The organism is Pleomorphomonas sp. T1.2MG-36 (genome assembly GCF_950100655.1).
In the GTDB taxonomy this organism is placed as follows: domain Bacteria; phylum Pseudomonadota; class Alphaproteobacteria; order Rhizobiales; family Pleomorphomonadaceae; genus Pleomorphomonas.
Genome location: NZ_CATNLY010000012.1, coordinates 559,835 through 582,575 on the forward strand (window position 1 = coordinate 559,835; position 22,741 = coordinate 582,575).

The following is a 22,741-nucleotide window of genomic DNA, read 5'->3' on the forward strand; positions in this document are numbered from 1 at the left end:
GGCGCCGCCGATGACCGACTCTCGTCAGTCTCGCGTTATTGGCAATCCCTGCATCCGCCAGGCGCTGATGCCGCCGCCCAGATGGCCTTCCGCCGCGTGCCCGGACGACTTGCACCAGGAGAGTACCTGGCCCGACCGCCCTCCCGACACGCAGTAGAAGACGACGGGCTTGTCCGTCGGCAGCTCGCCGCCCCAGGCGGACAGGTTCGAAAGCGGCCGATGAACCGCGCCGGGAATGTGCCCCTCGTTCCACTCGTGCGCTTCGCGCACGTCGATGAGGTGGATGGCATCGCTGTCGAGCAGGTCCTTGATCTCCTGCGGCGACAGCGTTTTGGCAGCGTTACGACTAAAGAAGGAGAGCATGGGAAACTCCAATCATATGACGAGTTTTTATATTAAGTGCGAATATACTAATATAATATGCTCGTCAAGGAAAACACGTATCCGCTCTGTCCATTTCCGAAGATCGTGCCCGCCGACGGCGTCAGCCCTTTTGGGCCGTTGGGGCGCAGTAGAGTTCGTACAGCAGGCCGATCAGCCGCCGCGCGTTGTCGGAGGCGAGACGATAGTAGATGGTTTGCGCTTCGCGGCGCGTCGCCACGATGCCGAGATCGCGCAGGCGGGCAAGGTGCTGCGACAGCGCCGATTGGCCAAGCCCCACGGATTCGGCGAGCGCGCCCACGGACATCTCGTTATCGACAAGACGACAGAGAACCATTAGTCGCTTGGACTGGCCCAGGGCCGACAGCAGCCGCGCTGCCTCCTCGGCCCGCGACTCCATGACCTCGACCGGATTTTCAAACGGTTCGCAAAGGTTGGATTCGACCGAAGCCGCCATGATGTGCACCCTCATGCTTTAGCAATCTCATAATATTCAAATATACGCAATTTGGCAATTCGAATCCTGAGGCCGTTGGTCGAGTAGAGAACCCCGCCTTGGCGACTTAGCGAAATATTATCAAAGACCCGGTTATTTTCGACGTCCGATAGCTCGGTCGGGTGGCGGGCGCCGTTGTAATGAAAACGTTGTCGGAAATACGGCCTCCTCAGGAAAGGCCGTCTCGCAGGCCTCTCGTCCTGTCGCTGCAGGCGATCGTGGTGGCCATCGTCGGCTTGATGCTGGTTGTCCTGCAACTGGCCGTGGGGGTGACAGAAACCGCCCGGCAGCTTGACGGCATAAAATCCGACGCCATGTATCGGGCGAAGGCCGGCCTCGATCTGCTCGCCGCCATTCCAGCCGGCACGGCGGAGACTGGCCAGAACGGCCCCGACGCGGAAGCCGCGCTGAGTTCCCTTCGCTCCATCGCCGACATTTATGCTCGCAACCATCCAGGCGAAACGATACAAATCGAAACCGGCGGCCCCGCCAGCGATCAAGCCGCCATAGCGAGCGACGATATCGTCGCCTGGGGCGACAACGATCTCGGCGTACGGCGCGGGTTCGTTCTCGACGACGGCGCCAAGCGTATCTCCGGGTTCTTCTCGGCGCGCATCGATCTCAGCGGCGACTATGTCGGCTGGCACAGAAGCATCCTGGACCGGATCCAGCTTGCCGCTTTCATCGTCCTGTCGGTGCTGATGCTCGCCGTGCTCCTGATGCGGGTAATCGTCGTCAGCCCCCTTGAGAGACTGAGCGGCCTCACGCGCCGCCTTGCAGCGGGCGAACTGGTCGAAGTGCCGGAACCGGTCGATCACGCCCGCGAAATCTGCGACCTGTCCGAAGCGCTGGTGGTGTTTCGAAACAACCTGGCCCAAAAGAACAAGCTGGAGGCCACCAACGAGGTCGCGTTGCGCAAGCTCGAGCGGGCGACCGGCAACCTCGACATGGCCCTCCGCGCGATGACCCAGGGCCTCGCCCTGTTCGATGCGCAATACCGTCTGTTGCTGGTCAACGAACGCTTCCTGGAGATCTTCGACTTGGCCGAAGACCCGTTCGGGGCGACGCTGTCGGCGCAAGACGTCGAGGACCTGATCGCCAAACAGATCGCCGCGGCACCCGACCTCAAGCACCACTTTTCCACCGCCGAGCTGTTCGGCCGTCATCTTGGCCGCCTGTTCACGCAGGCCGAGCCGGTATCGGGCGAGGACACCTTCGGCGACCGGATCATTTCCTTCACGCACGTGATCACCGGCGAGGGAGGCTGGGTCACCACCGTCGAAGACGTAACCGAGCGCCGGGCGCAGGAAGCGCGGCTTGCCTATCTGTCGCGCTTCGATGCCCTCACGGGCCTGCCGAACCGCACGCAGTTCAACGATCGCCTTGCCCTGGACCTCGCCTGGGCCGCCGACAACAGCATCAAGCTCGCCGCGATCGGCCTCGATCTCAATCAGTTCAAGGAAATCAACGACCAGCGCGGCCATAGCGCCGGCGATGCCGTTCTCGTGGAGATCGGCCGCCGCCTGGAAAGAACGGCGCAGGACGGCGAGTTCGTCGGTCGCATCGGCGGCGACGAATACTGCGCGCTCAAGAAGTTCCGCCTTCAGACGGAGGTCGGCGAATTTCTCGGCCGCCTCGAGCGCTGCTTCCAGGCGCCCATACGCGTCGAGGAGAACGATATTTCCGTCAGCGTGTCGATCGGCGTCGCCATCTACCCCGACGACGCGATCGACGCCGAGCAACTGGTCAACAACGCCGATCTCGCGAAGTATCGCGCCAAACGGTCGGTGACGCAGAACGTCTGCTTCTACGAAGCGGACATGGACGAGGCCTCGCGCGAGCGACGGACCATGGCGCGCGATCTCTGGGATGCGCTCGACCGCGAGGAGTTCCACCTGACCTATCAGGTGCAGAAGAACATCCGCTCTCGCGAAACTATAGGCTACGAGGCCCTCATCCGCTGGACGCATCCGACGCGCGGCGCCATTCCGCCGGACGTGTTCATCCCCATTGCCGAGGAATGCGGCGCCATCCTGCCGATCGGCCGCTGGGTGCTGAAGCGCGCCTGCCTGGACGCTATGGCCTGGAGCGACGGCCTCCGGGTCGCCGTCAACCTGTCGCCGGTGCAGATCGCCAACGACGACATCGTCAAGCTGGTTCACGAGACGCTGCTCGAAAGCGGCCTGGCGCCGCAAAGGCTCGAACTTGAGATCACCGAGTCGACCATCATCGGCGACAAGGCGCACGCCCTGCATGTGCTGAGACAGCTCAAGGCGTTGGGTATCACCGTGGCGCTCGACGACTTCGGAACCGGCTACTCCTCGCTCGACACGCTGAACTCGTTCCCCTTCGACAAGATCAAGATCGACCGTTCGTTCCTCTCGGAAGCCGAGGAGAAGGAAGACTCGCGGGCCATCGTCAAGGCGGTGGTGGCGCTGGGCCGCAGCCTCGACGTGCCGGTGCTGGCCGAAGGCGTCGAGACGGCCGGCCAGCTCAGCATTCTCGAAGAGGAAGGCTGTCAGGAGGCACAGGGCTTCCTGTTCGGCCGCCCCGCCCGGCTGACGGGCGAGGAAGTGCTGAAGTCGATCGGGCGCGGCGCCTGACCTCGCCGGGCCAGGGCACGCGCGGCTGCGTCGCAAACTACGCATTGGACGAGATCGGCAAGGTCGACTATTCGGGTGCACGTTGAATTCTGCCCTGAGGATCTCCCATGGTCGTCGGACTCGCGGTGGTGCTGCTCTGCCAGCTCTTCGGTGAAATTTTCGCCTATCTGACGCATTTGCCCGTCCCCGCTCCGGTCGTCGGACTGGTGCTGCTGTTCGGCTTCTTTCTGGTGCGGGACCACTGGGAATGGCTGCCCTTTTCGCTTCGCAGCGAGGAGATCGACAAGACCTGCGAAACGCTGGTGCAGCAGATGGCGCTTCTGTTCGTCCCGGCCGGTGTCGGCATCGTGCAGCGCCTCGGCATTCTCGAGGCAAACGTCGTTGGCGTTCTCGCGATCATCGTGGTGACCACGGGCTTCTCGATCGCCGTGACGGCCTATACCTTCCGGTTCGTTTCGCGCTGGTTCCCCGCCCCCACGGAGAGCCAGGAATGAGTACGATAGAAGGCCTCTGGGCCCACCTTTCCGGCGGCGCACTGCTCTGGCTGACGCTGACACTCGTCGTCTACACGATCGCCGACCGTCTTTCGCTGCTGGCCCGGCGCAACCCGCTCGCCAATCCGGTCCTGCACTCGGTCTGGGTGATCGGCGTCATCCTCGTGGCCAGCGGCACGCCCTACGAGACCTATTTCGACGGCGCGTACTTCATCCACTTCCTGCTCGGACCGGCGACCGTCGCCCTTGCCCTGCCGCTGTACGAAAACCGGCGCGTCGTGCTGCGCTCGCTGGTGCCCATCGTCGCCGCGCTCGTCGTCGGTTCGGCGGCGACCATCGGCTCGGTGATCGTCTGCGCCGCGCTGTTCGATCTTCCCGCGGTGATCACCATTTCTTCGCTGCCGAAATCGGCCACGTCCGGTGTCGCCATGGGCATCTCGCAGTCGGTCGGGGGCGATGCGTCGCTGACGGCGATCATCGTGGTTGCCACCGGCATTGCCGGCGCCGTCATGGCGACACCGCTGCTGAACGTCTTGCGCATCACCGACCGCCGGGCACGCGGCTTCGCGGTTGGCCTCGCCGCCCATGGCGTCGGCACGGCCCGCGCCTTCCAGGTGCATCCGCTTACCGGCACCTTCGCCGGTGTCGGCATGAGCCTGAACGGCCTACTGACGGCCGTCCTGGTGCCGCTGGCGGCTTCGCTGATCGGTGGCTGAGGCTATCGCTCAGCAAAGGGGCGCCAATACGGAGATCCCGTCGCCGACATAGGGCTGCCGCTCGGATATGGCCGTCCTTTCGAGATAGCGGCGGCACTGCTGTTCGCGATCGTAGCCGAGCAACGTGCCGAGCATGAAGTCCTCCTCCGCCGTCAGCTCGCAGAGCGGCTTGTCGACGAAGCGGCGGACCGTCTCCACCAGGGCTGCCCGCCCGAAGAACAGGTTGACGCGGCTGTCGTTGAGCCGGTGGACGTAGTGATCCACCCGGTCGGCGGCCAGCCGGGCGATGACGCCCGGCAGGTCCGCCCAGGAGACGGTCAGCATGAACAAGTGCCGCACGCCTTTGTCCAACTCGTAGAGGGAGTGGTTGACGATACGGCCGCTGACGGAGGTCAGAGAATCTGGCTGGTCCATGCCGCGATCCGCTTCTCGGACTTGCCCGCCTGGTTGTCCTGATCGAGAACGAGGCCCACGAACTGGCCGTCGCGAACGGCGGTCGATCCCTCGAACTCATAGCCCTTGGTGTCGGTGAAGCCGACGACTTCGGCGCCCTTTTCCAGCACGGCGTCATAGAGCGTGCCCATGGCATCGACGAAACTGTCCGGGTAGGTGTTCTGGTCGCCAAGACCGAACAGCGCCACCTTCTTGCCCGAGAGATCGGCCTCCCCGAGCACATCGACGCCGCTTTCCCAATCCGCCTGGAGATCTCCCTCTCCGTAGGTGGGCGAGCCGAGCACGAGGAGATCGCACCCCTCGAAGTCAGCCGCCGTCGCATCGCCGATGTTGATGACCTTGGCGTCGAGCTTGGCGGCGATCTTGCCGGCAGCCGCTTTGGTGCGGCCGGAGTCCGACCCATAGATCACGTGAACGGTCATTTCCCTTTTCCTCTCTGCTGCGACGGAGCCTTGCGGCCTCGACCTTGATGAAACCTAATTGCAGTTGCGATGCACTTGCAATTAGGGCAATCCCGCAGAGTCCCCTCCGGCGAGGCGGTCGGTACGGTCAGGAGCTACGCCGCCCCGTTCGCCGACACCCAGGAAACGTGCCGTTCGACGAAGCGTCCGGCCAGGAAAAGCAAGGGGATGGCCACGATCAGCGCCACGGCGACCACGACCGCGGCGATCAACAGGCTCCTTCCGTTCATGGCATCGGCGGCAAGGCCGTTGGCGATGACGAGCAACGACAGCGGCAGCATGATGCATAGGGCCGTGCCCGTTCCCGGCGCATAGCGGCGGAACGCCACGGTCAGAGCGAGGTGTGGAACCACCGCATTGACGACCATCACCACGGCGAGGCCGGCCAGCAGTTGGGTGGCCTGGTGACTGCCGGCGACGGCGAGAGCCACCACCACGTAGGTAGCGGCGGTCAGGACCACCAACGCGAAGCGGAAGGCGAACGGGGTGACCCGACCGGACAGACGCGAGGTGTTGCCCGCATAGGTCGGCAGGAACAGCCCCTCCTCGATATTGTGAACCGTAATGGCAAGCGCAAACAGCCAATAGAGCGCGGCGGGCGTCATGACACACCTCCTTGCTGGACCTGACCGGCCGGGCGGAAGGATGCGACGGCGGTCTTGGCGGCGTCGGCCCATAGTAGCACGCTGAGCCCGAGAGAGCGAATGGGGTGGCCAACGCCCCAAAATACGCTTTGACAACGCAAGGTTAGTTTGTCTAGATATCGATAATAGACAGAATCGCACGCCATGATCGATTGCCGGCGGATCGCGTTTCGGCGGGAGGCGGCCATGCTTGCACTGAAGATCGACGGCAGTGGATTGAGTTCGTTTCACGAGATCGCGGAGCCGGTTGCGGGGGCTGGCGAGGTTGTGGTGGCGGTGAAGCACGTTGGTCTGTGCGGCAGCGACCTCAACACCTTCTCCGGCCTCAATCCGCTGGTGAGCCTGCCGCGCATTCCCGGCCACGAGATCGGGGCGGAGATCGTCTGCACCGGGGTGGACGTGCCGGCCGAGTATGCGCCGGGCAAGCGGGTCATCGTCGTGCCTTACACGGCCTGCGGCACCTGCTCGTCCTGCCGCAAGGGCCGCGTCAATGCCTGCCGCTACAACCGGACGCTGGGCGTCCAGCAGGAAGGCGGCCTCGCCGAGAAGATCGTGCTGCCCTACGGCAAGCTGATCCTCAACGACACCCTGGCGCCGCGTCATCTGGCGCTGGTCGAGCCGCTGTCGGTGGGCTTCCACGCGGTGGACCGCGGCCGCGTCGAGGCGGGCGACCGCGTGGTGGTGATCGGCTGCGGCATGATCGGCATGGGCGCGGTGGCCGGCGCGGTGGCGCGCGGCGCCGAGGTGATCGCCGTCGATCTCGGCGACAAGACGGCCATGGCGCTGAAGTACGGCGCCAGGCACGCCATCGACGCCGGCAAGGACGACGTGGTGGCGCGCGTCAACGAGCTGACCGGCGGCGACGGCGCCGACGTGGTGATCGAGGCGGTCGGCCTGCCGGCCACCTTCACCCAGGCCGTCGACCTCGCCTGCTTTGCCGGCAGGATCGTCTACATCGGCTACTCCAAGGCGCCGGTCACCTACGACACCAAGTACTTCAACATGAAGGAGCTCGACATCCACGGCTCCCGCAACGCCACCATCGGCGACTTCAAGGCGGTGATCGCCTATCTCGAGGGGCTCGACCATGCCCCAGACGACCTGATCTCCAAGGTGTTCCCCTTCAAGGACGCCGACAAGGCCCTGCCCTACTGGACAGAAGCCCGCGCCTCGACCCTGAAGATCCTGATCGAGTGCTGAGGGCGAGGACACCATCATGAACAGCATCGACGCATCCGCCCTCAACGGCCGCCCCCGGCCGCGAGCCCGCATCCTGCAATGGGGCGAAGGCAACTTCCTGCGCGCCTTCGTCGACTGGAAGATCGACCGCATGAACGAGGCCGGCGGCCTCGACTGGGGCGTCGTCATCGTCCGGCCGATCGCCGAGGGCAACCCGCACTGGCTGAACGAGCAGGACGGGCTCTACACCGTGCTGTCGCGCGGCGTCGCCGACGATGGTTCCAAGGTGTCGGAGGCCCGCGTCGTCGGCTCGGTCTTGAAGGAGATCGGCGCCCACCAGCACTGGACCGAGGTGCTGGCTCTCGCCCGCGATCCGGAGATCACCGTCGTCATCTCCAACACCACCGACGCCGGCATCGCCTATGTGCCGACGGTCAAGTACGCCGACGCACCGCAGGCCTCCTTCCCGGGCAAGATGACGCGCCTCCTGCACGAGCGCTGGACGGCCTTCGGCGGCAAGCCTGATGCCGGCTGGCAGATGATCGCCTGCGAGCTGATCGACCACAACGGCGACGAACTGCGCCGCATCGTGCTGCGCCACGCCGAGGAGTGGGGGCTGGAGGCTGCCTTCATCGCCTGGGTGAAGGAGGCCAACGCCTTCTACAACACCCTGGTCGACCGCATCGTGCCGGGCTACCCACGCGCCGATGCCGAGGCGATCGAGCGGGAGCTCGGTTACACCGACCGCTTCATGACCACCGGCGAGCTGTTCCACTTCTTCGTCATCGAGCGCCAGCCCGGCCAGCCGGAGCTGCGCCTGCCGCTGGCCATCCACGATCCCGACACCGTCGTCGTCCCCGACGCCACGCCCTACAAGGCGCGCAAGGTGGCGATCCTCAACGGCGCCCACACCGCGCTTTGCGCCCTGAGCCTGATCTCCGGCGTTGCGACGGTGGGCGAGGCGGTGACCACCAAGGTGGGGGCGAAGTTCCTCGACCGGCTGCTCAACGAGGAGGTCATTCCCTTCCTGAGCCTGCCCAGGGACGAGCTCCAGGCTTTTGCCGATGCGGTGCTGAGGCGCTTTGCCAATCCCTACATCCGCCACCTCTGGTACGACATCTCGCTGAACGGCCTCGTCAAGTACCAGACGCGCGACCTCGACCGGCTCCTCGCCTACATCGATCGCCACGGCAAGCCTGCGCCCTTGATGACGCTGGCGCTCGCCTCCTGGCTGGTGTTCTACCTCGGCCGCTTCCAGGGCTCGGAGGCCTATCCGCCGCGTGACGGCGCCGACATCATCGCCAAGATCACGGCGATCGGCGCCCTCGACGACGGCACTCCGAAGGGTCGCGAGGCGATGGTTGCGGCCTATCTCGGCGAGAGCGCCTTCTGGGGCCGGTCGATCGACACGCCGGCGCTCAGGGCAGCCGTCCTCGCCGATGTCGCCGACCTCACCGCCGCGCCGATGAGCATCGAACGATTGGGCCAGTTGATCGACGCCCGCTGAGCGAGTCGCTCGGCGAGGCCACTGAACAACCCCACTGATGGGGGCGGCCTTCCGCCCCCATATGCCAGAGATGGCCGGCGCCCTCCCCGCACCGGCTCCCTTGCCTCAGACCCCAGGACGACAGCCATGCCGCGCGTTCTCAAGATCCACCCCGATGACAGCGTCGCCGTCGCCCTCGAGCCGCTTGCCAAGGGCACCGACATCCCCGCCTTCGGTCTCAAGCTTCTCGACGACGTGCCGCAGGCGCACAAGTTCGCCCTGAAGGACATCGCCGCCGGCGACAAGGTGATCAAGTATGGCGCGGTGATCGGCCTCGCCCGCGAGGCGGTTCCCAAGGGCGCGCATGTCCACGTCCACAATCTCAAGACCGCGCTCGGCGACATTCTCGACTACAGCTACGCCGGCAATGTCTCGGCCCGTCCCCAGAACGGCGGTCCGGTGCCGACGATATCGGCCTACGAGCGAGCAAACGGCGACATCGGCATCCGCAACGACCTGTTCATCGTACCGCTGGTCGGCTGCATCAACGGCCTTGCCGACAACATCGCCAAGGCGGTGGAGAAGGAGAGCATGCTGCCCGAGGGCTCCAGCGTCACCGTCCTCTCCCACCCCTATGGCTGCTCGCAGCTCGGCGACGACCTCGCCAACACGCGCGGCATCCTGCAGAACTACGTGGCGCACCCCAATGCCGGTGGCGTGCTGGTGCTGGGTCTTGGCTGCGAGAACAACACCAAGGCCTACTTCCGGGAAGGCCTGGAGCTGCCCGACCCCGATCGCGTCCGCTTCCTGACCAGCCAGGAGGCCGGCGACGAGATGGCCGAGGCGCTGGCCCTCTGCCGCGAGCTGACCACCAAGATGAAGGCCGACCAGCGGACCGAGGTTGGTGCCGACCGCCTCAGGATCGGCCTCAAGTGCGGCGGCTCGGACGGCTTCTCCGGCATCACCGCCAACCCGTTGCTCGGCGCCTTCTCGGACTGGCTGACCGGCATCGGCGGCACCACCGTGCTGACCGAGGTGCCGGAGATGTTCGGCGCCGAACAGCTGCTCATGGAGCGCTCGGAAAGCCGCGAGGTGTTCGACAAGACGGTGGCGCTGATCAACGACTTCAAGCGCTACTACGTCGACAACAACCAGCCGATCTACGAGAACCCCTCGCCGGGCAACAAGGCGGGCGGCATCTCGACGCTCGAAGAGAAGTCGCTCGGCTGCACGCAGAAGGCCGGCCTCTCCACGGTGCGCGACGTGGTCGGCTACACCGGCAGGATCTCAAAGCCCGGCCTCAACCTTCTGTCGGCGCCCGGCAACGATGGCGTCGCCGTCACAGCGCTCGCCGCCTCGGGCTGTCACATGGTGCTGTTCACCACCGGACGCGGCACGCCGCTCGGCGGCGTCGTCCCCACCATGAAGATCGCCACCAACTCCGACCTTGCAACGCGCAAGCCGCACTGGATCGACTTCGACGCCGGCCCCATCGCCACCGGACAGACCACCGTCGAGGGCCTCCGCGACAGCTTCGCAGACGCCGTCCTCCAGATCGCCTCCGGAAAGCCAACCAGAAACGAAACGAACCAAATCAAGGAAATCGTCATATTCAAAACGGGAGTCACGCTTTAGGCGGGAAAAGCCGCTTATCGCTGCAGGGCGGCGAGCTTTGCCGCAAGGCCCAGAAATAGCGCGCCCAGCGAGCGGTCGAGCCATAGGACCAGCCGCGTGCTGGCGCGCAAGCGCGCCGTCAGCCAGGCGCCGCCGAGCACCACCAGCGGCTCCACCGTCGCCGCGACGACGATGATCAGTACGCCATGCAGCAGGAGCTGCAGCGGTACCGGCCCCGCGCCGTCGACGACGAATTGCGGCAGGAAGGCGAGGAAGAAGATCGCCACCTTCGGGTTCAGGATGTCGACCAGCATGCCTTGAAGAAAGACGGCCGACAGGCGGCTCTCGACCTTGGCCGCCTTGACGTCGAAGGCGCTCGCCTTCGATCGCAGGGCGGAGATGCCAAGGTAGGCGAGATAGACGACGCCGGCCCATTTCACGACCGAGAAAGCGGCTGCCGAGGTGGCGACGATGGCCGACAGACCGATGGCGGCAAACAGCACATGGCAGAAGGCGCCGGCCCACAGGCCGAACATGGCGGCTAGCCCCTGTCGGCGGCCGCCGCGCGCCGTATGGCCGAGGATGAAGGCGATATCCGGCCCCGGCGACACGTTCAGCAGGAAAGCCGCCGCAAAGAAGGTCGCCCAGTGCGCCAGATCGTAGCCCAACATGTCCGTCCCCATATCCTAACGGCTTCAGATCTATCCGGTCGGCAGCCGCAATGCATGTGGAAACGCCATCATGCCCGCCGCCGGGCCGGCACGTGTCGCGTGGCACGGGCGGGCACGTCGAGGTCGGCGGCCACATCCGGTTCGGGCGGCAGGGGTGCGTTGGCCGGGTGCGGCGGCTGGTAGATGGGGTCGGGCAGCCCGCCGCCCTTGTCGGTGGCGCGGACCGCCTCGCCGGGCGGGGTCAGCGCCGCCGCCGCGTTGTCGGCCGCGAGATGGCCGAGCAGATGCGTCAGGTTGACGATACGATCGGCCACCACGTGGATGACGCCGCTTTCGGACTGCATGCGGCCGGTCACCGACACCATGCGGGAGCCGAGCACGATGGCCCTGTGCGCCTCGAACACCTTGGCCCAGACGACGATGTTGGCGATGCCGGTCTCGTCTTCGAGCGTCAGGAAGATGGTGCCCTTGGCCGTGCCCGGCCGCTGACGCACCACGATGAGACCGGCCACCGTGACGCGGCGGCCGTCGGCGGTGCGCGTCAGATCGTCGCAGGGCATGGCGCGCAACCGGTCGAGATGGGAGCGCAGGAAGCTGACGGGATGGGCGCGCAGCGACATCCGGAGGTGGCGATAATCCATCACCACTTCCTCGCCCGGCAGCATAGGCGGCAAGTGCATGTCCGGCTCGGTTTCGCGCCCCGCCTCCTCGGCCGCCAGGAACAGCGGCAAGTCGTCCTTGTCGCCGGCCCTACCGAGACCACGCACCGCCCAGAGCGCGTCGCGGCGGCTGAGGCCGAGCGAGGCGAAGGCATCGGCGTCGGCAAGCCGTTCCAGCGTCGAGCTCGGCAGGCCGGTGCGGAGCCAGACGTCGCGGATGGAGTCGTATCCCCTGCCCCGGCGCTCGGCGACCAGCCGGCCGTCAGCCTCCTTGAGACCCTCCACCTCGCGGAGACCGAGGCGGAGGGCATGGGTCGTCCGGATATGTCCGGCCATCGAGGCGTGGCGCGGATGCGGTGTCACCTCCGGCGCGCCGGCCTCCAGCGTCGCATCCCAATCCGAGAGGTTGATGTCGGGCGGCCGCACGGTGACGCCATGATCGCGCGCGTCGCGAACGATCTGGGCCGGTGCGTAGAAGCCGAGCGGCTGGGCGTTGAGCAGCGAGGCGGCGAAGACGTCCGGATAGTAGCACTTGATGAAAGCCGAGGCGTAGACCAGCAGGGCAAAGCTCGCGGCATGACTCTCGGGAAAGCCGTATTCGCCGAAACCTTCGATTTGCCGGAAGCAGTTCTCGGCAAAGGTGCGGTCGTAGCCGCGCCCGGCCATGCCCTCCACCATCTTGTCACGGAAGGTGTGGATGGTGCCCATGCGGCGAAAGGTGGCCATGGCGCGTCGAAGCTTGTCCGCCTCGCCCGGCGTGAAGCCGGCGGCGACGATGGCGATGCGCATCGCCTGCTCCTGGAACAGCGGCACGCCCAGCGTCTTGCCAAGCACCTGTTCCAGTTCGTTCTTAGGGCCGTGCTCGGGCGAGGGAGAAGGATAGTTCACCGTCTCAAGCCCCTGCCGCCGCCTGAGATAGGGATGGACCATGTTGCCCTGAATGGGGCCGGGGCGAACGATCGCCACCTCGATGACGAGATCGTAGAAATGGTTCGGTCTGAGGCGCGGCAGCATGCTCATCTGCGCCCGGCTCTCGATCTGGAACACGCCGAGCGTGTCGGCGCGCTGGATCATGGCGTAGACCGCCTTCCGCTCGGCCGGCAGGCTGGCCAGCGTCCAGTGCCGATCATAATGCTCGCCGAGCATTTTCAATGCCTTGGCGAGCGCCGTCAGCATGCCCAGAGCCAGGATATCGACCTTCAGCATGCCCAGGGCGTCGAGGTCGTCCTTGTCCCATTCGACGAAGGTGCGATCGTCCATGGCGGCATTGCCGATTGGTACGGCTTCGTCGAGCCGGCCGGCCGTCAATACGAAGCCGCCGACGTGCTGGCTGAGGTGCCGCGGAAAGCCCGAGAGCTCGCGGGAATATTTCAGCACCATGGCAAGCCGCGCCTCGGTGGGATCGAAGCCCGTGCGGCGGGCGTCGTCGTCCTTCAGTCCCTTCGATGGCGAACCCCAGACCGAACCGGACAGCGCCGTCACCGCGTCGTCGGTGAGGCCGAACACCTTGCCCACCTCGCGCACGGCGCTGCGGCCGCGATAGGTGATCACCGTGGCGGCGATGCCAGCCTTCTCCCGACCGTAGCGCCGGTAGATGTACTGCATCACCTCTTCGCGCCGGCCATGCTCGAAATCGACGTCGATATCCGGCGGCTCGTCACGTTCGACCGAGATGAAGCGTTCGAACAACAGATCGCCGCGCCTGGGGTCCACGTCGGTAATTCCAAGGCAATAGCAGACGACGGAATTGGCGGCCGAGCCACGCCCCTGGCAGAGGATGCCCTGCGAGCGCGCATAGCGGACGATGTCGTAGACGGTGAGGAAATAAGGCTCGTATTCCTTCTCGGCGATGATGGCGAGTTCATGCTCGATGGTCTTGCGAATTGCCTCGTCAACTCCTTCCGGAAAACGTCGCTTCACCCCCTCTTCGACCAGGGCTCTCAACGCCTCGGCAGCCGTGGCGTAGCCCGCGAAGGCTTCGCGCGGATATTCGTACTTGAGTTCGTCGAGCGAGAAGCCGAGCCCGTCGAGAAAGCGCACCGTCTCGCTCACGGCCTCCGGCAGGTCGGCGAACAGGCGCTCCATTTCCTCCGGCCGCTTGAGATGACGCTCGGCATTCTGTTCGAGGCGCAAGCCGGCCTCGTCGATGGTGACGTGTTCGCGGATGCAGGTGACGATGTCCTGCAGCGGTCGCCGTTCGGGAGTGTGATAGAGCGGGTCGCCGAGGGCGATCGGCTTGAGACCAGCCGATTTTGCCAGCGCCGCGAAGGCGGCAAGCCGGCGCCGGTCGTCACCGAGGCGCGGCATGGTGATGCCGAGCCAGAGCTGGCCGGACAGGTCGGCGGCGAGCTTTTTCACCTGGGCGCCGAAGGCCGGCAGAAGGCGGCGCGGCGGCACGACGATCAGCCGGAGGCCTTCGGAAAACTCAAGAAGATCGACAGCCGTCAGGATGCAATCGCCCTTCTCGGCCCGCATGTTGCCGGTGGTCAGCAGGCGGCAGAGCCGGCCGTAGGCGGCACGATCCCTGGGATAGGCGAGGATATCCGGCGTGCCGTCGGTGAAGACGAGGCGGGAGCCGACGGCGAGCCGCACGCCGTATTCCTTGGCTGCCACATGGGCGCGCACGACGCCGGCCAGCGTGTTGCGATCAGCGATGCCGATGCCGGCATAGCCAAGCTGCCCGGCCGTTCCCACCATCTCCAGGGCATGGGAGGCGCCGCGCAGGAAGGAATAGTTGGTGACGGCGGCAAGCTCGGCATAGGCGGTCATGATCGCCTCCGCTCCTCAGGCAAACAGCCCGTGCACGAACCAGCGCGGGTGTGTGGTTTCGACCTGAAAGAGGCCTTCGCGGAACATCCAGAAGCGGCGCCCCTCGGCATCCTCGACGCGGAAATAGTCGCGCGTCGGCGCCTCCTGCCGCCACCACTCACCGGCAATCCGCTCCGGCCCCTCGGCGCGCTTCACCTCATGGGTGACGCGCCGCCAGCGGAAGCGAAGCGGCGGGCCGTCCGGCACCGAGGCCATCGCCTCCACCAGTTCCGGCTGTGCGAACAGGCGGATCGGCCGCTCGGGCGGGTCACCGGGCAGGACTTCGGTTGCCGGAAAAGCCCCCTCCCCAGCCACGTGAGCCGGCACTGCGCCGCTCGCCCGCTCGGGAATGTGGCTGGCATAGAACTTGAGACGCCGCACCCGGCCCCGGCCGATGCGGGCACCGACCCGGTCGACGAAGCGCGTCAGCTCCAGTGCCATGTCGGGCCCGGCAAGCGACAGCACCTCGGCGTCGCGTCGGCTCGCCTCGGTGACGGCAACGGTGACGCAGTCGAAGCCATAACCGGCGTCGAAATCCTCGGCGAGGCTGTCGAGCCGGCGGCAGAGAATATCCTGCATGACCGTCGCCTCGCGGCTCGGACGGCTGAGACCTGCCTCGACATGGGCGAGCGCGCCATCGACGCGCCAGAGGCTGAGGCGAAGACGCAACGCCCCCTCGCCGGCCGCCTCCAACCGCTCGGCCAGCGCGCCGATCAGCGACAGGGCGACGGCACGCACGTCTTCCTCACGGGCGATCGGCTCGAAGAAGCGGCGCTCGGCACAATAGGGGGCGACGGGCAGCCGTGGAGAGAAGGCCTCGTCGGCCAGCCCCAGCGCCCGATCGAGCTGAATGAGCGGGGTGCGGCCGAAGCGGGCGGTAAGCGGCGCGCGCGGGCCGTCCATCAGATCGCCGATGCGCTTGAGGCCAACGCGGGCGAGCGCATCCACAGTCGTCGCGTCGAGCCGCAGTGCCGCCATGGGCAGGCCCGCCAGCGCTCGCCGCTCCTCGCCGGCCTGCAAACGCCCGCCTCGCCCGAAGGCGGCGAGCGCATGGGCGGCGCCGATGGTCGAGGCGATGCCGATGCTGACCGTCAAGCCCTGCCGCTCGAGCCGCCGCGCCATGTCGGCCGCCAGCGCTTCCTCGCCGCCGAACAGATGGGCACAGCCGGCGATGTCGAGCACCAGCGTGAAATCCTCCGGATATGGAAACTCCAGGTCGACGGACGACGTGCCGATACGGCGGCCGGCCAGCGGCGTATAGCGTTGCGCCCAATCGCACAGGCGATCGAGGAAGGCGGCGTCGGCCTCGGGATCGGCGGCGCGGACGTCAAGACCGGGCACGCGGGCGCGGGCATCGGCCAGCCCAAGCCCCGGCTGCAACCCGAGCCGCACCGCCGCCCCGTCGACATGGGCGAGACGCGCGGCGCTCCGATGCTTTGCCGTCAGCACCATGGGCGGGCGCGCCGCGACCTCAGTCGATGCGGAAGGGGACGACCGCTCCCGGTCCAGACGGGCGAGACGATCGGTCGCCAGATGCGGCAGCCAGGCGACCAGATAGCGGGACTGCCAAGGGGCCGGTCGCTTCGGTCTTGGGCTTGGCGCGCGGGGCTCGGAAGGATTGTTCATCGATACGCCACTCCATCATCCACGCGCCGACAGGACCGAGACGGTTACGCGCAAGGTCGGCCGCGAAAACCGGATTACCGGGGTGCCGGCCGCCGCCATTGCTCGGGGCGGCCGAGATGCACCAGCGCGTGACGGCGCTGGTCGGCCCCGGCACGCCGCCCGTCCTGAGCAGGATGCCGGTGGCCCGTCCGCCATCGGCGATCAGCGACAGACGGCGGCAGGCCGTCAGATCGAGCCGGCGGTCGTCGCCGAAGGGTTCGATCAGCACCGCCGCGAAGGCACGGGCGGCAAGACCTTCCTCGGCGGCGCGCAGCACGTCGGCGGTGTCGCCGGCCGTCACCGCGACGAGCCGCGACGGATCGAGGCCGAAGGCGGCAAGGCCAGGGCCATAGGGTTCGCCTGCCTCGCGCCCGGCCATCTCGGCGCGCACCCAGAGCCAGAGACTGTCCCGCCCGGCCGCTCTCAGCAGCAGTCCGGCGCAGGCCAGTGCGAAGCCGGTTGCCGAGGCCATGTCGGGCGCACCGACCGGGCTCACGTCGTGCAGCGCGCCACGTTTGAGGCCGCCGGTTGCCGCATCGACTTCCGGATGGCCGAAGGGAAGCGCCGTCGTCTCCGCGCCCGCCCAGGCGTTCGCGACCCGGCCACCGCGAAAGACGGAGGTCGGCGCGGCGCGGATTGTGGCGGGCGCGATGTCGTGCACCGGCACGCCGGCCAACTCTTCCACCGTTTCAGGATCGGCACGATCCTCGCGCCGGCCGCGCGCCCGTTCCAATTGGGCGACCTGCCGTCGAAGCATAGCGATCCTGTCCGTCGACTCGCTGGCGAGCACGGTTCAAACCCCCGTTTCCGTGGTTTTGTTCTCTATATGTTCCAGTATAGGAGGGGCATCCGAAGAGTCAACGGGGATGCGACGGAAACCCATCGGGATCCTTCTGTTCGGACTCGGAAAATCGCCGCTTCCCTGGCAGCCGCGCTCATGCCTCGACCACGGTCAAGTGGGAGGATCTGAAGGGGGCGAGCACCTCTTTGCCAAGGTCCGACACCGTCACGAGAGTGCCGACATCGCCAAGCGGCATGATCTGGTAGGGCGACGCCGCCCCCAGCTTTTCGCGCGTCGCCAGCACGACGGTTTCCGCCGACTGGCGGGCGATCAGGCGCTTGATCGCCGCCTCCTCCCGGTCGCCGGTGGTGACGCCGGTTTCCGGATGAATGCCGGTGGCACCCATGAAGAACAGATCGGCGCGGATGCGCGAGATCGCCTCGGCGGATGTCGCCCCCACCGCGACGATGGAATGCTTGAACAGCCTGCCACCGATGAGTTCGACCTCCACATGGGGATGGCGGACGAGTTCCACCGCGATGCTCGGGCTGTGGGTCACGACGACCGCCCTGAGATCCTGAGGAAGATGACGCGCCAGTTGCACGTTCGTCGTTCCACCGTCGAGAAAGACGATCTGTCCGGGCTGGATCAGGCGGGCGGCGGCCTGTCCGAGCCGCGCCTTCACCGACGAGCCGACCTGCTCGCGCGAGGCGAAATCGGCAACCGCCGACGAAGCCGGCAGGGCTCCCCCATGCACGCGCTGCAGAAGTCCCTCACCGGCAAGTTCGCGCAGATCGCGGCGGATCGTATCCTCGGACACGCCCAGCCTCTGGCTGAAATCCTTGGCCACGAGGCGGCCTTCCTGCCTCAACACCTGTTGGATCAAGGTCTTGCGTTCCGACGTGAGCATGCAGTCCTCGTTTGCACGAAATTTCTTGACTATGCACGATATTGCACGAAACTAAGAACAGGTCCAGAGTCCTCGAAGGCAAGGATACGATCTTGAGCATAGCCGATCGCGTTCGCGTGGAAGACGTCACCGTCCTCTCCAACGACTGGTACATCCTGAAGAAGACGACCTTTTCCTTCCGACGCAGCGACGGAAGCTGGCAGCGCCAATCGCGCGAGACCTACGACCGGGGAAACGGTGCGACGATCCTCCTCTACGACCCAAGCCGCCGCACCGTGATCCTGACCCGCCAGTTTCGCTATCCCGCCTTCGTCAACGGCCACGACGACCTGCTGATCGAGGCGCCGGCCGGTCTTCTCGACGACGCCGCGCCCGAGGTTCGCATCCGCGCCGAGACGGAAGAGGAAACGGGATTTCGCGTGCGCGACGTCCGTCCGATCTTCGATGCCTTCATGAGCCCCGGCTCGGTCACCGAGCGGCTGCATTTCTTCGTCGGCCGGTACGAACCCGGCGACAGGATCTCCGCCGGCGGCGGCAACGAGATCGAAGGCGAGGATATCGCCGTTCTCGAAGTCGGCATCGACGAGGCCCTGTCGATGATCGGATCGGGCGTCATTCGCGACGGTAAGACGATCATGCTGCTGCAATACGCCGCTCTCCATCTTTTCCCCCAACCGGTTCCGAACAAGGCAACCATCGCATGCTGATCCTCATCGCCGGCCCCTACCGCTCCGGAACCGGAGACGATCCCCGGAAGATGGCCGACAATCTCCGCCGCCTGGAGCAAGCCTCCTGGCCGCTGTTCGAGGCCGGACACGTTCCGATGATCGGCGAATGGGTGGCCCTACCCGTCTGGCGGTCGGCCGGCGGGACAACGCTCGGCGACGCGCTCTACGACCGGATTTTCTATCCGGCCGCCGAGCGCCTGTTGTCGATGTGCGACGCGGTTCTCCGCCTGCCGGGAGACTCCAATGGGGCGGACAATGACGTTCGCATGGCCAGGGAACGGGGCCTGCCGATCTACTACCGTCTGGAGGACGTGCCAGGGGTCGGAAACTGATCCTTCCCCCTGCCTTGACGTTGCCACGGATTGGTCTCACACAGGCTTGGTCGGGCGAAGCGCCAAGACTGTCCACCACCAGGATCCTCCGTGCCCAACCGTTCTCCAGAATTTGCCCGCATCGAAGCGGCAACCGATGAGTCTATCCGTCTCGCTGCCGAACGCATCCGGCAAGGCGAGCTGGTCGCCTTTCCCACCGAGACCGTCTACGGCCTCGGTGCCGACGCGACGCGCGGGCAAGCCGTCGCCGCCATCTACGAGGCCAAGGGGCGCCCCTCCTTCAACCCGCTGATCGCCCATGTCGACAGCATTGCCATGGCCGAGACGCTGGTGGTCTTCGATCCGCTGTCGCGGCGGCTGGCCGAAACCTTCTGGCCGGGTCCGCTGACGCTGGTGCTTCCGGCAAGGCCGGATTGCCCGGTGTCGTCGCTGGCCACCGCCGGGCTCGACACGCTCGCCGTACGCATGCCGGCGCACCGGGTGGCGCTCGACCTGATCCGCGCCGCCGGTGTGCCGATCGTCGCCCCCAGCGCCAACACCTCGGGTCATGTCAGCCCGACCTCCGCCGCCCACGTCTATGGCGACCTCTCACGCCGCGTGCCGCTGATCCTTGATGGCGGCCGCACCGAAGTGGGCCTCGAATCGACCATTCTGCAGGTCCGCGACGACATTCCCTATCTCCTGCGGCCGGGCGGCCTCGCCCGCGAGGACATCGAGGCAGCGGCCGGTGTCGCCGTCGTCCGATCGGAAGGCGATCCGTCCGCCGCGCCGGTGGCGCCGGGCATGCTCGCCTCCCATTACGCGCCGCGCGCCCGCGTCCGGCTCGACGCCCGCCGCGTCGACCCCAACGAGGCGTTGCTTGCCTTTGGCGGCGCCTCGATCCATGGCGCCCAGGAGGCGAAGCGCATCTTCAACCTCAGCCCGTCGGGCAGCTTGCGAGAAGCGGCCGCCAATCTGTTCGACATGCTGCGCCGGGCCGATGGCGACGACGTCGCCGGAATCGCCGTGGCGCCGATCCCCCCCCACGGGCTCGGTGAAGCGATCCGCGACCGGCTGACGCGGGCCGCGGCACCTCGCTAAACCTTCCTGCTACTTGACGGCTCGGTTGTAGCGGCATCCTCTGTCTCAGGATTTTCACGGACGCCGCGAGGCGTCATGCGGAGAGCGGTGCATGCGGACACTTTTCCTGAGCCACCCGCGCTATCGCGACCATCTCGCCCCGGAGAACCACCCCGAGCAGCCGGCCCGAATCGTCGCCATCGAGCGACAACTTGAAGGCGAAGCGTTCCAGAACCTGATCCGCGACACGGCGCGGCCTGTCACCGACACGGAAATCCAGCGCGTCCATCCGGCCGCCTATGTCGATCACATCCGCATCCAGGCGCCGCACGACGGGCTGCTGTCGATCAGCAGCGACACCATCCTTTCGAACGGCACCTACGAGGCGGCGCGGCTTGCCGCCGGCGCCGCCTGCTTCGCCGTCGACGAGGTGATGACCGGACTCGTCGATAACGCCTTTTCCGCCGCCCGTCCGCCCGGTCATCATGCCAGCGCCCGCCAGGCCATGGGGTTCTGCTTCTTCAATCACGCCGCCATCGCCACCCGTCACGCCCAGGCGGCACATGGGGCGGAGCGCGTCGCCATCGTCGACTTCGACGTCCACCATGGCAACGGCACGCAGAACATCTTCTATGCCGACGAAACGGTGTTCTACGCCTCGATCCACCAGGCGCACCTATTCCCCGGCACGGGCGAGGCGTCGGAGACGGGCGTTGCCGACAACATCCTCAACGTGCCGCTTGGCGCAGGCGCCAACGGCGCGGTCGTTCTCGCGGCGATAACCGAAACCATCGTGCCGGCGATCACCGCCTTCCGTCCCGATCTTCTGGTGCTTTCGGCCGGCTTCGACGCCCACTATCGCGACCCGCTCGGCGACCTCAATCTCGTCGAAGGCGATTATGCCGTCCTGACCCGCACACTCGTGGACGCCGCCGACCGCATCTGTGGCGGCCGAATCGTCTCCCTTCTCGAGGGAGGCTATGACATCGACGCCCTCGGCCTCTCGGCCGCCGCCCACATCTCGGCGCTGATGGGGCATTGAGGCGAACGAACAACACCTTCGGTCGTCGCGTAATCGACAAGGCGCCGGAGTTCAACGATCCGAGCCCACCGGCGAGGTTCAGTGTTTGCGGCCATGCAGCCCGAATTCATGCGGACTTGGTGGGCGCCAAGCGCCACCTTCGCCTGACGAAGGCCTTGTTTTGTCGTCAGGTGCTGCTCCGAGCGGCGGTCAATCCAAGCTCCGACCCAAATTATGCTTAACGAGATGTTAAGATTTTCTTGGCGTGATCACTTGTCGTGCACTGCTTTGAATACTTGATCAGCTTTTGATCTCTGCTTTCGGCAAAGCAAATGTCGCATTTTCGCCACGCAGTCAAAAATCTAGTTCGACGTAGCGAGAAATCCGAACCGCATGAATGCTGCCTGCCCTTGTTCGGCCCCATTCGCAGGATTAATATATGATCGTGGAAGACGTGATTTAGACACGGCACTCCCGAACGAATACATAAGACAAACCACGTACCCGGCAACGGGGGTAGGACGGTACCCAGATGGTCAAACAGGCTGATGCTGTTAACAAGGGCCAGATCCAACAAGGCAGCGAGCTGGAACTTGATGCCCAATATCATGAGATCGGCATTCCCGCTGTGAATGCTGCGGCACGCGCAATGCGCCGCCAGGTGCAGCAGAAGGACTACACGACGGTCCAGCAGACCGCGCCCATGTTCTCGTACGAGGACTGATCGATCGTTCGGGGCTGGCTACGGCCGGCCCGGCGATGATCCCCTTTCAGGCTTGTTCCAAAGGCTCAGCGCGACGGACCGCCATGGTCTGGCGCGTGAGGTAGGGCTCGTGTCTTTGGACCAAGGCGCTGAATTCGTCGACGGCCGGAGCGTTCTGCTTCGGCCGTCGACATTTGTACCTTGTGTACCCTGGATTCGCGGGCGTCAGGTCGGTTGCCGACCAGACACCTCGGTCTGGCCGGCAATGCCCGAGGTCAGCCCCCGTGCTTCATGCCGGTGCCGCCCATGGGCATGGCGTCGTGTCCACCGGACATGTGGCCCTTTGCCCCGGCACTCATCGCCTCGACGGCGAACTCCACCGGAACTTCACCGGCCTTTTCGAACTTCAGCGATCCCTTGACCTTGGTGCCCGCCTCGAGTGGCGCCGTTAGTTTCATGAACATCAGGTGGTAGGACCCGGGCTTCAGCTCGACGGTGGCCCCGGCGGGAATGTCGAGACCATCCTCCAACTGCCGCATCTTCATCACATCGCCATCCATGGTCATTTCATGGACTTCCGTGCGACCGGCCAGTGCAAAACTGCCGCCGATCAGCCTGTCGGCCTCGTTGCCCGTGTTGACGATGGTGACGAAGCCACCGCCCATTTCGGCGCCCTTTGCTGTGGCGCGTGTCCAGGGATGATTGAGGGTGAGCGTACCGGCCTTGAATTCATGGGCCGACGCCTGTTCGACTGCCAGTCCGCCGGCGGCGGGCAAAACCGAGAAAATGCCGGCGATCAGGGCGGCGCGCAGAAAGGTGGACGAAAACTGGATCATGGGGAACCTCGAAGATGATGGTGTTGCGGCCGCCTGCCAAG

At 66.0% G+C, this 22,741-nt stretch carries 22 protein-coding genes; 11 read left to right on the top strand and 11 right to left on the bottom strand.

The annotated features are described in order from the left end of the window. Positions 1–24 precede the first annotated feature (24 nt). Positions 25–363 carry a rhodanese-like domain-containing protein gene (locus QQZ18_RS09500; RefSeq protein ID WP_284540424.1) on the bottom strand — a complete coding sequence of 113 codons (339 nt, stop codon included), beginning with the start codon at positions 361–363 and terminating at the stop codon, positions 25–27. Between the two features lie 121 nt (positions 364–484). Further along, positions 485–838 (bottom strand): ArsR/SmtB family transcription factor, encoded by a 354-nt coding sequence (locus tag QQZ18_RS09505; RefSeq protein WP_079403087.1) that lies wholly within the window; start codon positions 836–838, stop codon positions 485–487. Positions 839–1,098: 260 nt separating this feature from the next. Between QQZ18_RS09505 and QQZ18_RS09510 the strand changes: the two genes are divergently transcribed. The 3 genes from QQZ18_RS09510 (at position 1,099) to QQZ18_RS09520 (ending at position 4,690) form a co-directional block, all read left to right on the top strand. Continuing rightward, entirely contained in the window at positions 1,099–3,480 is a 2,382-nt protein-coding gene (locus QQZ18_RS09510) for a putative bifunctional diguanylate cyclase/phosphodiesterase (protein ID WP_284540427.1), read from the top strand. Positions 3,481–3,587: 107 nt separating this feature from the next. Further along, a complete protein-coding gene (locus QQZ18_RS09515) occupies positions 3,588–3,974 on the top strand; it encodes a CidA/LrgA family protein (protein WP_284540429.1) in 387 nt (128 codons plus the stop codon). Beyond that, entirely contained in the window at positions 3,971–4,690 is a 720-nt protein-coding gene (locus QQZ18_RS09520; RefSeq protein ID WP_284540431.1) for an LrgB family protein, read from the top strand. Before QQZ18_RS09515 ends, QQZ18_RS09520 begins: the two co-directional genes overlap by 4 nt. A 9-nt stretch (positions 4,691–4,699) precedes the next feature. Here the strand turns inward: QQZ18_RS09520 and QQZ18_RS09525 are convergent, their stop codons facing one another. The 3 genes from QQZ18_RS09525 to QQZ18_RS09535 all read right to left on the bottom strand — a co-directional run bounded on the left by QQZ18_RS09525 (position 4,700) and on the right by QQZ18_RS09535 (position 6,209). Further along, positions 4,700–5,104 (bottom strand): DUF2023 family protein, encoded by a 405-nt coding sequence (locus tag QQZ18_RS09525; RefSeq protein WP_284540434.1) that lies wholly within the window; start codon positions 5,102–5,104, stop codon positions 4,700–4,702. After that, entirely contained in the window at positions 5,083–5,565 is a 483-nt protein-coding gene (gene fldA / locus QQZ18_RS09530; protein WP_284540436.1) for a flavodoxin FldA, read from the bottom strand. The genes QQZ18_RS09525 and fldA overlap by 22 nt, the downstream gene beginning before the upstream one ends. Positions 5,566–5,699: 134 nt before the next feature. Then, on the bottom strand, positions 5,700–6,209 hold the full coding sequence (locus QQZ18_RS09535) for an HXXEE domain-containing protein (protein WP_284540437.1): 510 nt from the start codon (positions 6,207–6,209) through the stop codon (positions 5,700–5,702). Between the two features lie 225 nt (positions 6,210–6,434). On the opposite strand from QQZ18_RS09535, the gene QQZ18_RS09540 reads away from it, so the two are divergent. The 3 genes from QQZ18_RS09540 (at position 6,435) to QQZ18_RS09550 (ending at position 10,548) form a co-directional block, all read left to right on the top strand. Next, positions 6,435–7,448 carry a zinc-binding alcohol dehydrogenase family protein gene (locus QQZ18_RS09540; protein WP_284540439.1) on the top strand — a complete coding sequence of 338 codons (1,014 nt, stop codon included), beginning with the start codon at positions 6,435–6,437 and terminating at the stop codon, positions 7,446–7,448. A 16-nt stretch (positions 7,449–7,464) separates the two neighbouring features. Next, complete coding sequence (locus QQZ18_RS09545; RefSeq protein ID WP_284540441.1) at positions 7,465–8,934, top strand: tagaturonate reductase; 1,470 nt, start codon at positions 7,465–7,467, stop codon at positions 8,932–8,934. A 126-nt stretch (positions 8,935–9,060) separates the two neighbouring features. Beyond that, positions 9,061–10,548 carry a UxaA family hydrolase gene (locus tag QQZ18_RS09550; RefSeq protein ID WP_284540443.1) on the top strand — a complete coding sequence of 496 codons (1,488 nt, stop codon included), beginning with the start codon at positions 9,061–9,063 and terminating at the stop codon, positions 10,546–10,548. 14 nt (positions 10,549–10,562) lie between these two features. Here the strand turns inward: QQZ18_RS09550 and QQZ18_RS09555 are convergent, their stop codons facing one another. The 5 genes from QQZ18_RS09555 to QQZ18_RS09575 form a co-directional block, all read right to left on the bottom strand. Continuing rightward, positions 10,563–11,198 (bottom strand): LysE family translocator, encoded by a 636-nt coding sequence (locus QQZ18_RS09555; protein ID WP_284540445.1) that lies wholly within the window; start codon positions 11,196–11,198, stop codon positions 10,563–10,565. A gap of 68 nt (positions 11,199–11,266) precedes the next feature. Next, positions 11,267–14,626, bottom strand: a complete 3,360-nt coding sequence (locus QQZ18_RS09560; RefSeq protein ID WP_284540447.1) for an error-prone DNA polymerase — start codon at positions 14,624–14,626, stop codon at positions 11,267–11,269. Positions 14,627–14,641: 15 nt separating this feature from the next. Next, on the bottom strand, positions 14,642–16,117 hold the full coding sequence (locus QQZ18_RS09565) for a Y-family DNA polymerase (RefSeq protein ID WP_284540449.1): 1,476 nt from the start codon (positions 16,115–16,117) through the stop codon (positions 14,642–14,644). A 19-nt stretch (positions 16,118–16,136) separates the two neighbouring features. After that, the gene (locus tag QQZ18_RS09570; protein ID WP_284540451.1) at positions 16,137–17,087 is read right to left on the bottom strand and encodes an ImuA family protein; all 951 of its coding nucleotides are present in this window, start codon (positions 17,085–17,087) and stop codon (positions 16,137–16,139) included. A 178-nt stretch (positions 17,088–17,265) separates the two neighbouring features. Further along, on the bottom strand, positions 17,266–18,021 hold the full coding sequence (locus QQZ18_RS09575) for a DeoR/GlpR family DNA-binding transcription regulator (protein WP_284540453.1): 756 nt from the start codon (positions 18,019–18,021) through the stop codon (positions 17,266–17,268). A gap of 92 nt (positions 18,022–18,113) precedes the next feature. Between QQZ18_RS09575 and QQZ18_RS09580 the strand changes: the two genes are divergently transcribed. From QQZ18_RS09580 to QQZ18_RS09600, 5 genes are all read left to right on the top strand, one after another. Then, positions 18,114–18,728 carry an NUDIX domain-containing protein gene (locus QQZ18_RS09580; protein WP_284540456.1) on the top strand — a complete coding sequence of 205 codons (615 nt, stop codon included), beginning with the start codon at positions 18,114–18,116 and terminating at the stop codon, positions 18,726–18,728. Then, on the top strand, positions 18,722–19,081 hold the full coding sequence (locus tag QQZ18_RS09585; protein WP_284540458.1) for a DUF4406 domain-containing protein: 360 nt from the start codon (positions 18,722–18,724) through the stop codon (positions 19,079–19,081). The genes QQZ18_RS09580 and QQZ18_RS09585 overlap by 7 nt, the downstream gene beginning before the upstream one ends. Positions 19,082–19,171: 90 nt before the next feature. Continuing rightward, on the top strand, positions 19,172–20,161 hold the full coding sequence (locus QQZ18_RS09590; RefSeq protein ID WP_284540460.1) for an L-threonylcarbamoyladenylate synthase: 990 nt from the start codon (positions 19,172–19,174) through the stop codon (positions 20,159–20,161). Positions 20,162–20,252: 91 nt separating this feature from the next. Further along, positions 20,253–21,182, top strand: coding sequence for a histone deacetylase family protein (locus QQZ18_RS09595; protein ID WP_284540462.1), 930 nt, complete (start codon positions 20,253–20,255; stop codon positions 21,180–21,182). A gap of 511 nt (positions 21,183–21,693) precedes the next feature. Then, positions 21,694–21,885, top strand: a complete 192-nt coding sequence (locus QQZ18_RS09600; RefSeq protein WP_100081086.1) for a hypothetical protein — start codon at positions 21,694–21,696, stop codon at positions 21,883–21,885. A gap of 254 nt (positions 21,886–22,139) precedes the next feature. Here QQZ18_RS09600 and QQZ18_RS09605 read toward each other — a convergent pair whose 3' ends face one another. Then, positions 22,140–22,700 carry a copper chaperone PCu(A)C gene (locus QQZ18_RS09605; protein WP_284540465.1) on the bottom strand — a complete coding sequence of 187 codons (561 nt, stop codon included), beginning with the start codon at positions 22,698–22,700 and terminating at the stop codon, positions 22,140–22,142. Positions 22,701–22,741 lie beyond the last annotated feature (41 nt).

Excerpts from the sequence above, each read along its gene's own strand:
- QQZ18_RS09500 (WP_284540424.1), bottom strand. The coding sequence starts at position 363 with ATGCTCTCCTTCTTTAGTCGTAACGCTGCCAAAACGCTGTCGCCGCAG.
- QQZ18_RS09505 (WP_079403087.1), bottom strand. The coding sequence starts at position 838 with ATGGCGGCTTCGGTCGAATCCAACCTTTGCGAACCGTTTGAAAATCCG.
- QQZ18_RS09515 (WP_284540429.1), top strand. The coding sequence starts at position 3,588 with ATGGTCGTCGGACTCGCGGTGGTGCTGCTCTGCCAGCTCTTCGGTGAA.
- QQZ18_RS09520 (WP_284540431.1), top strand. The coding sequence starts at position 3,971 with ATGAGTACGATAGAAGGCCTCTGGGCCCACCTTTCCGGCGGCGCACTG.
- QQZ18_RS09525 (WP_284540434.1), bottom strand. The coding sequence starts at position 5,104 with ATGGACCAGCCAGATTCTCTGACCTCCGTCAGCGGCCGTATCGTCAAC.
- fldA (WP_284540436.1), bottom strand. The coding sequence starts at position 5,565 with ATGACCGTTCACGTGATCTATGGGTCGGACTCCGGCCGCACCAAAGCG.
- QQZ18_RS09535 (WP_284540437.1), bottom strand. The coding sequence starts at position 6,209 with ATGACGCCCGCCGCGCTCTATTGGCTGTTTGCGCTTGCCATTACGGTT.
- QQZ18_RS09540 (WP_284540439.1), top strand. The coding sequence starts at position 6,435 with ATGCTTGCACTGAAGATCGACGGCAGTGGATTGAGTTCGTTTCACGAG.
- QQZ18_RS09545 (WP_284540441.1), top strand. The coding sequence starts at position 7,465 with ATGAACAGCATCGACGCATCCGCCCTCAACGGCCGCCCCCGGCCGCGA.
- QQZ18_RS09550 (WP_284540443.1), top strand. The coding sequence starts at position 9,061 with ATGCCGCGCGTTCTCAAGATCCACCCCGATGACAGCGTCGCCGTCGCC.
- QQZ18_RS09555 (WP_284540445.1), bottom strand. The coding sequence starts at position 11,198 with ATGTTGGGCTACGATCTGGCGCACTGGGCGACCTTCTTTGCGGCGGCT.
- QQZ18_RS09560 (WP_284540447.1), bottom strand. The coding sequence starts at position 14,626 with ATGACCGCCTATGCCGAGCTTGCCGCCGTCACCAACTATTCCTTCCTG.
- QQZ18_RS09565 (WP_284540449.1), bottom strand. The coding sequence starts at position 16,117 with ATGGTGCTGACGGCAAAGCATCGGAGCGCCGCGCGTCTCGCCCATGTC.
- QQZ18_RS09570 (WP_284540451.1), bottom strand. The coding sequence starts at position 17,087 with ATGCTTCGACGGCAGGTCGCCCAATTGGAACGGGCGCGCGGCCGGCGC.
- QQZ18_RS09575 (WP_284540453.1), bottom strand. The coding sequence starts at position 18,021 with ATGCTCACGTCGGAACGCAAGACCTTGATCCAACAGGTGTTGAGGCAG.
- QQZ18_RS09585 (WP_284540458.1), top strand. The coding sequence starts at position 18,722 with ATGCTGATCCTCATCGCCGGCCCCTACCGCTCCGGAACCGGAGACGAT.
- QQZ18_RS09595 (WP_284540462.1), top strand. The coding sequence starts at position 20,253 with ATGCGGACACTTTTCCTGAGCCACCCGCGCTATCGCGACCATCTCGCC.
- QQZ18_RS09600 (WP_100081086.1), top strand. The coding sequence starts at position 21,694 with ATGGTCAAACAGGCTGATGCTGTTAACAAGGGCCAGATCCAACAAGGC.
- QQZ18_RS09605 (WP_284540465.1), bottom strand. The coding sequence starts at position 22,700 with ATGATCCAGTTTTCGTCCACCTTTCTGCGCGCCGCCCTGATCGCCGGC.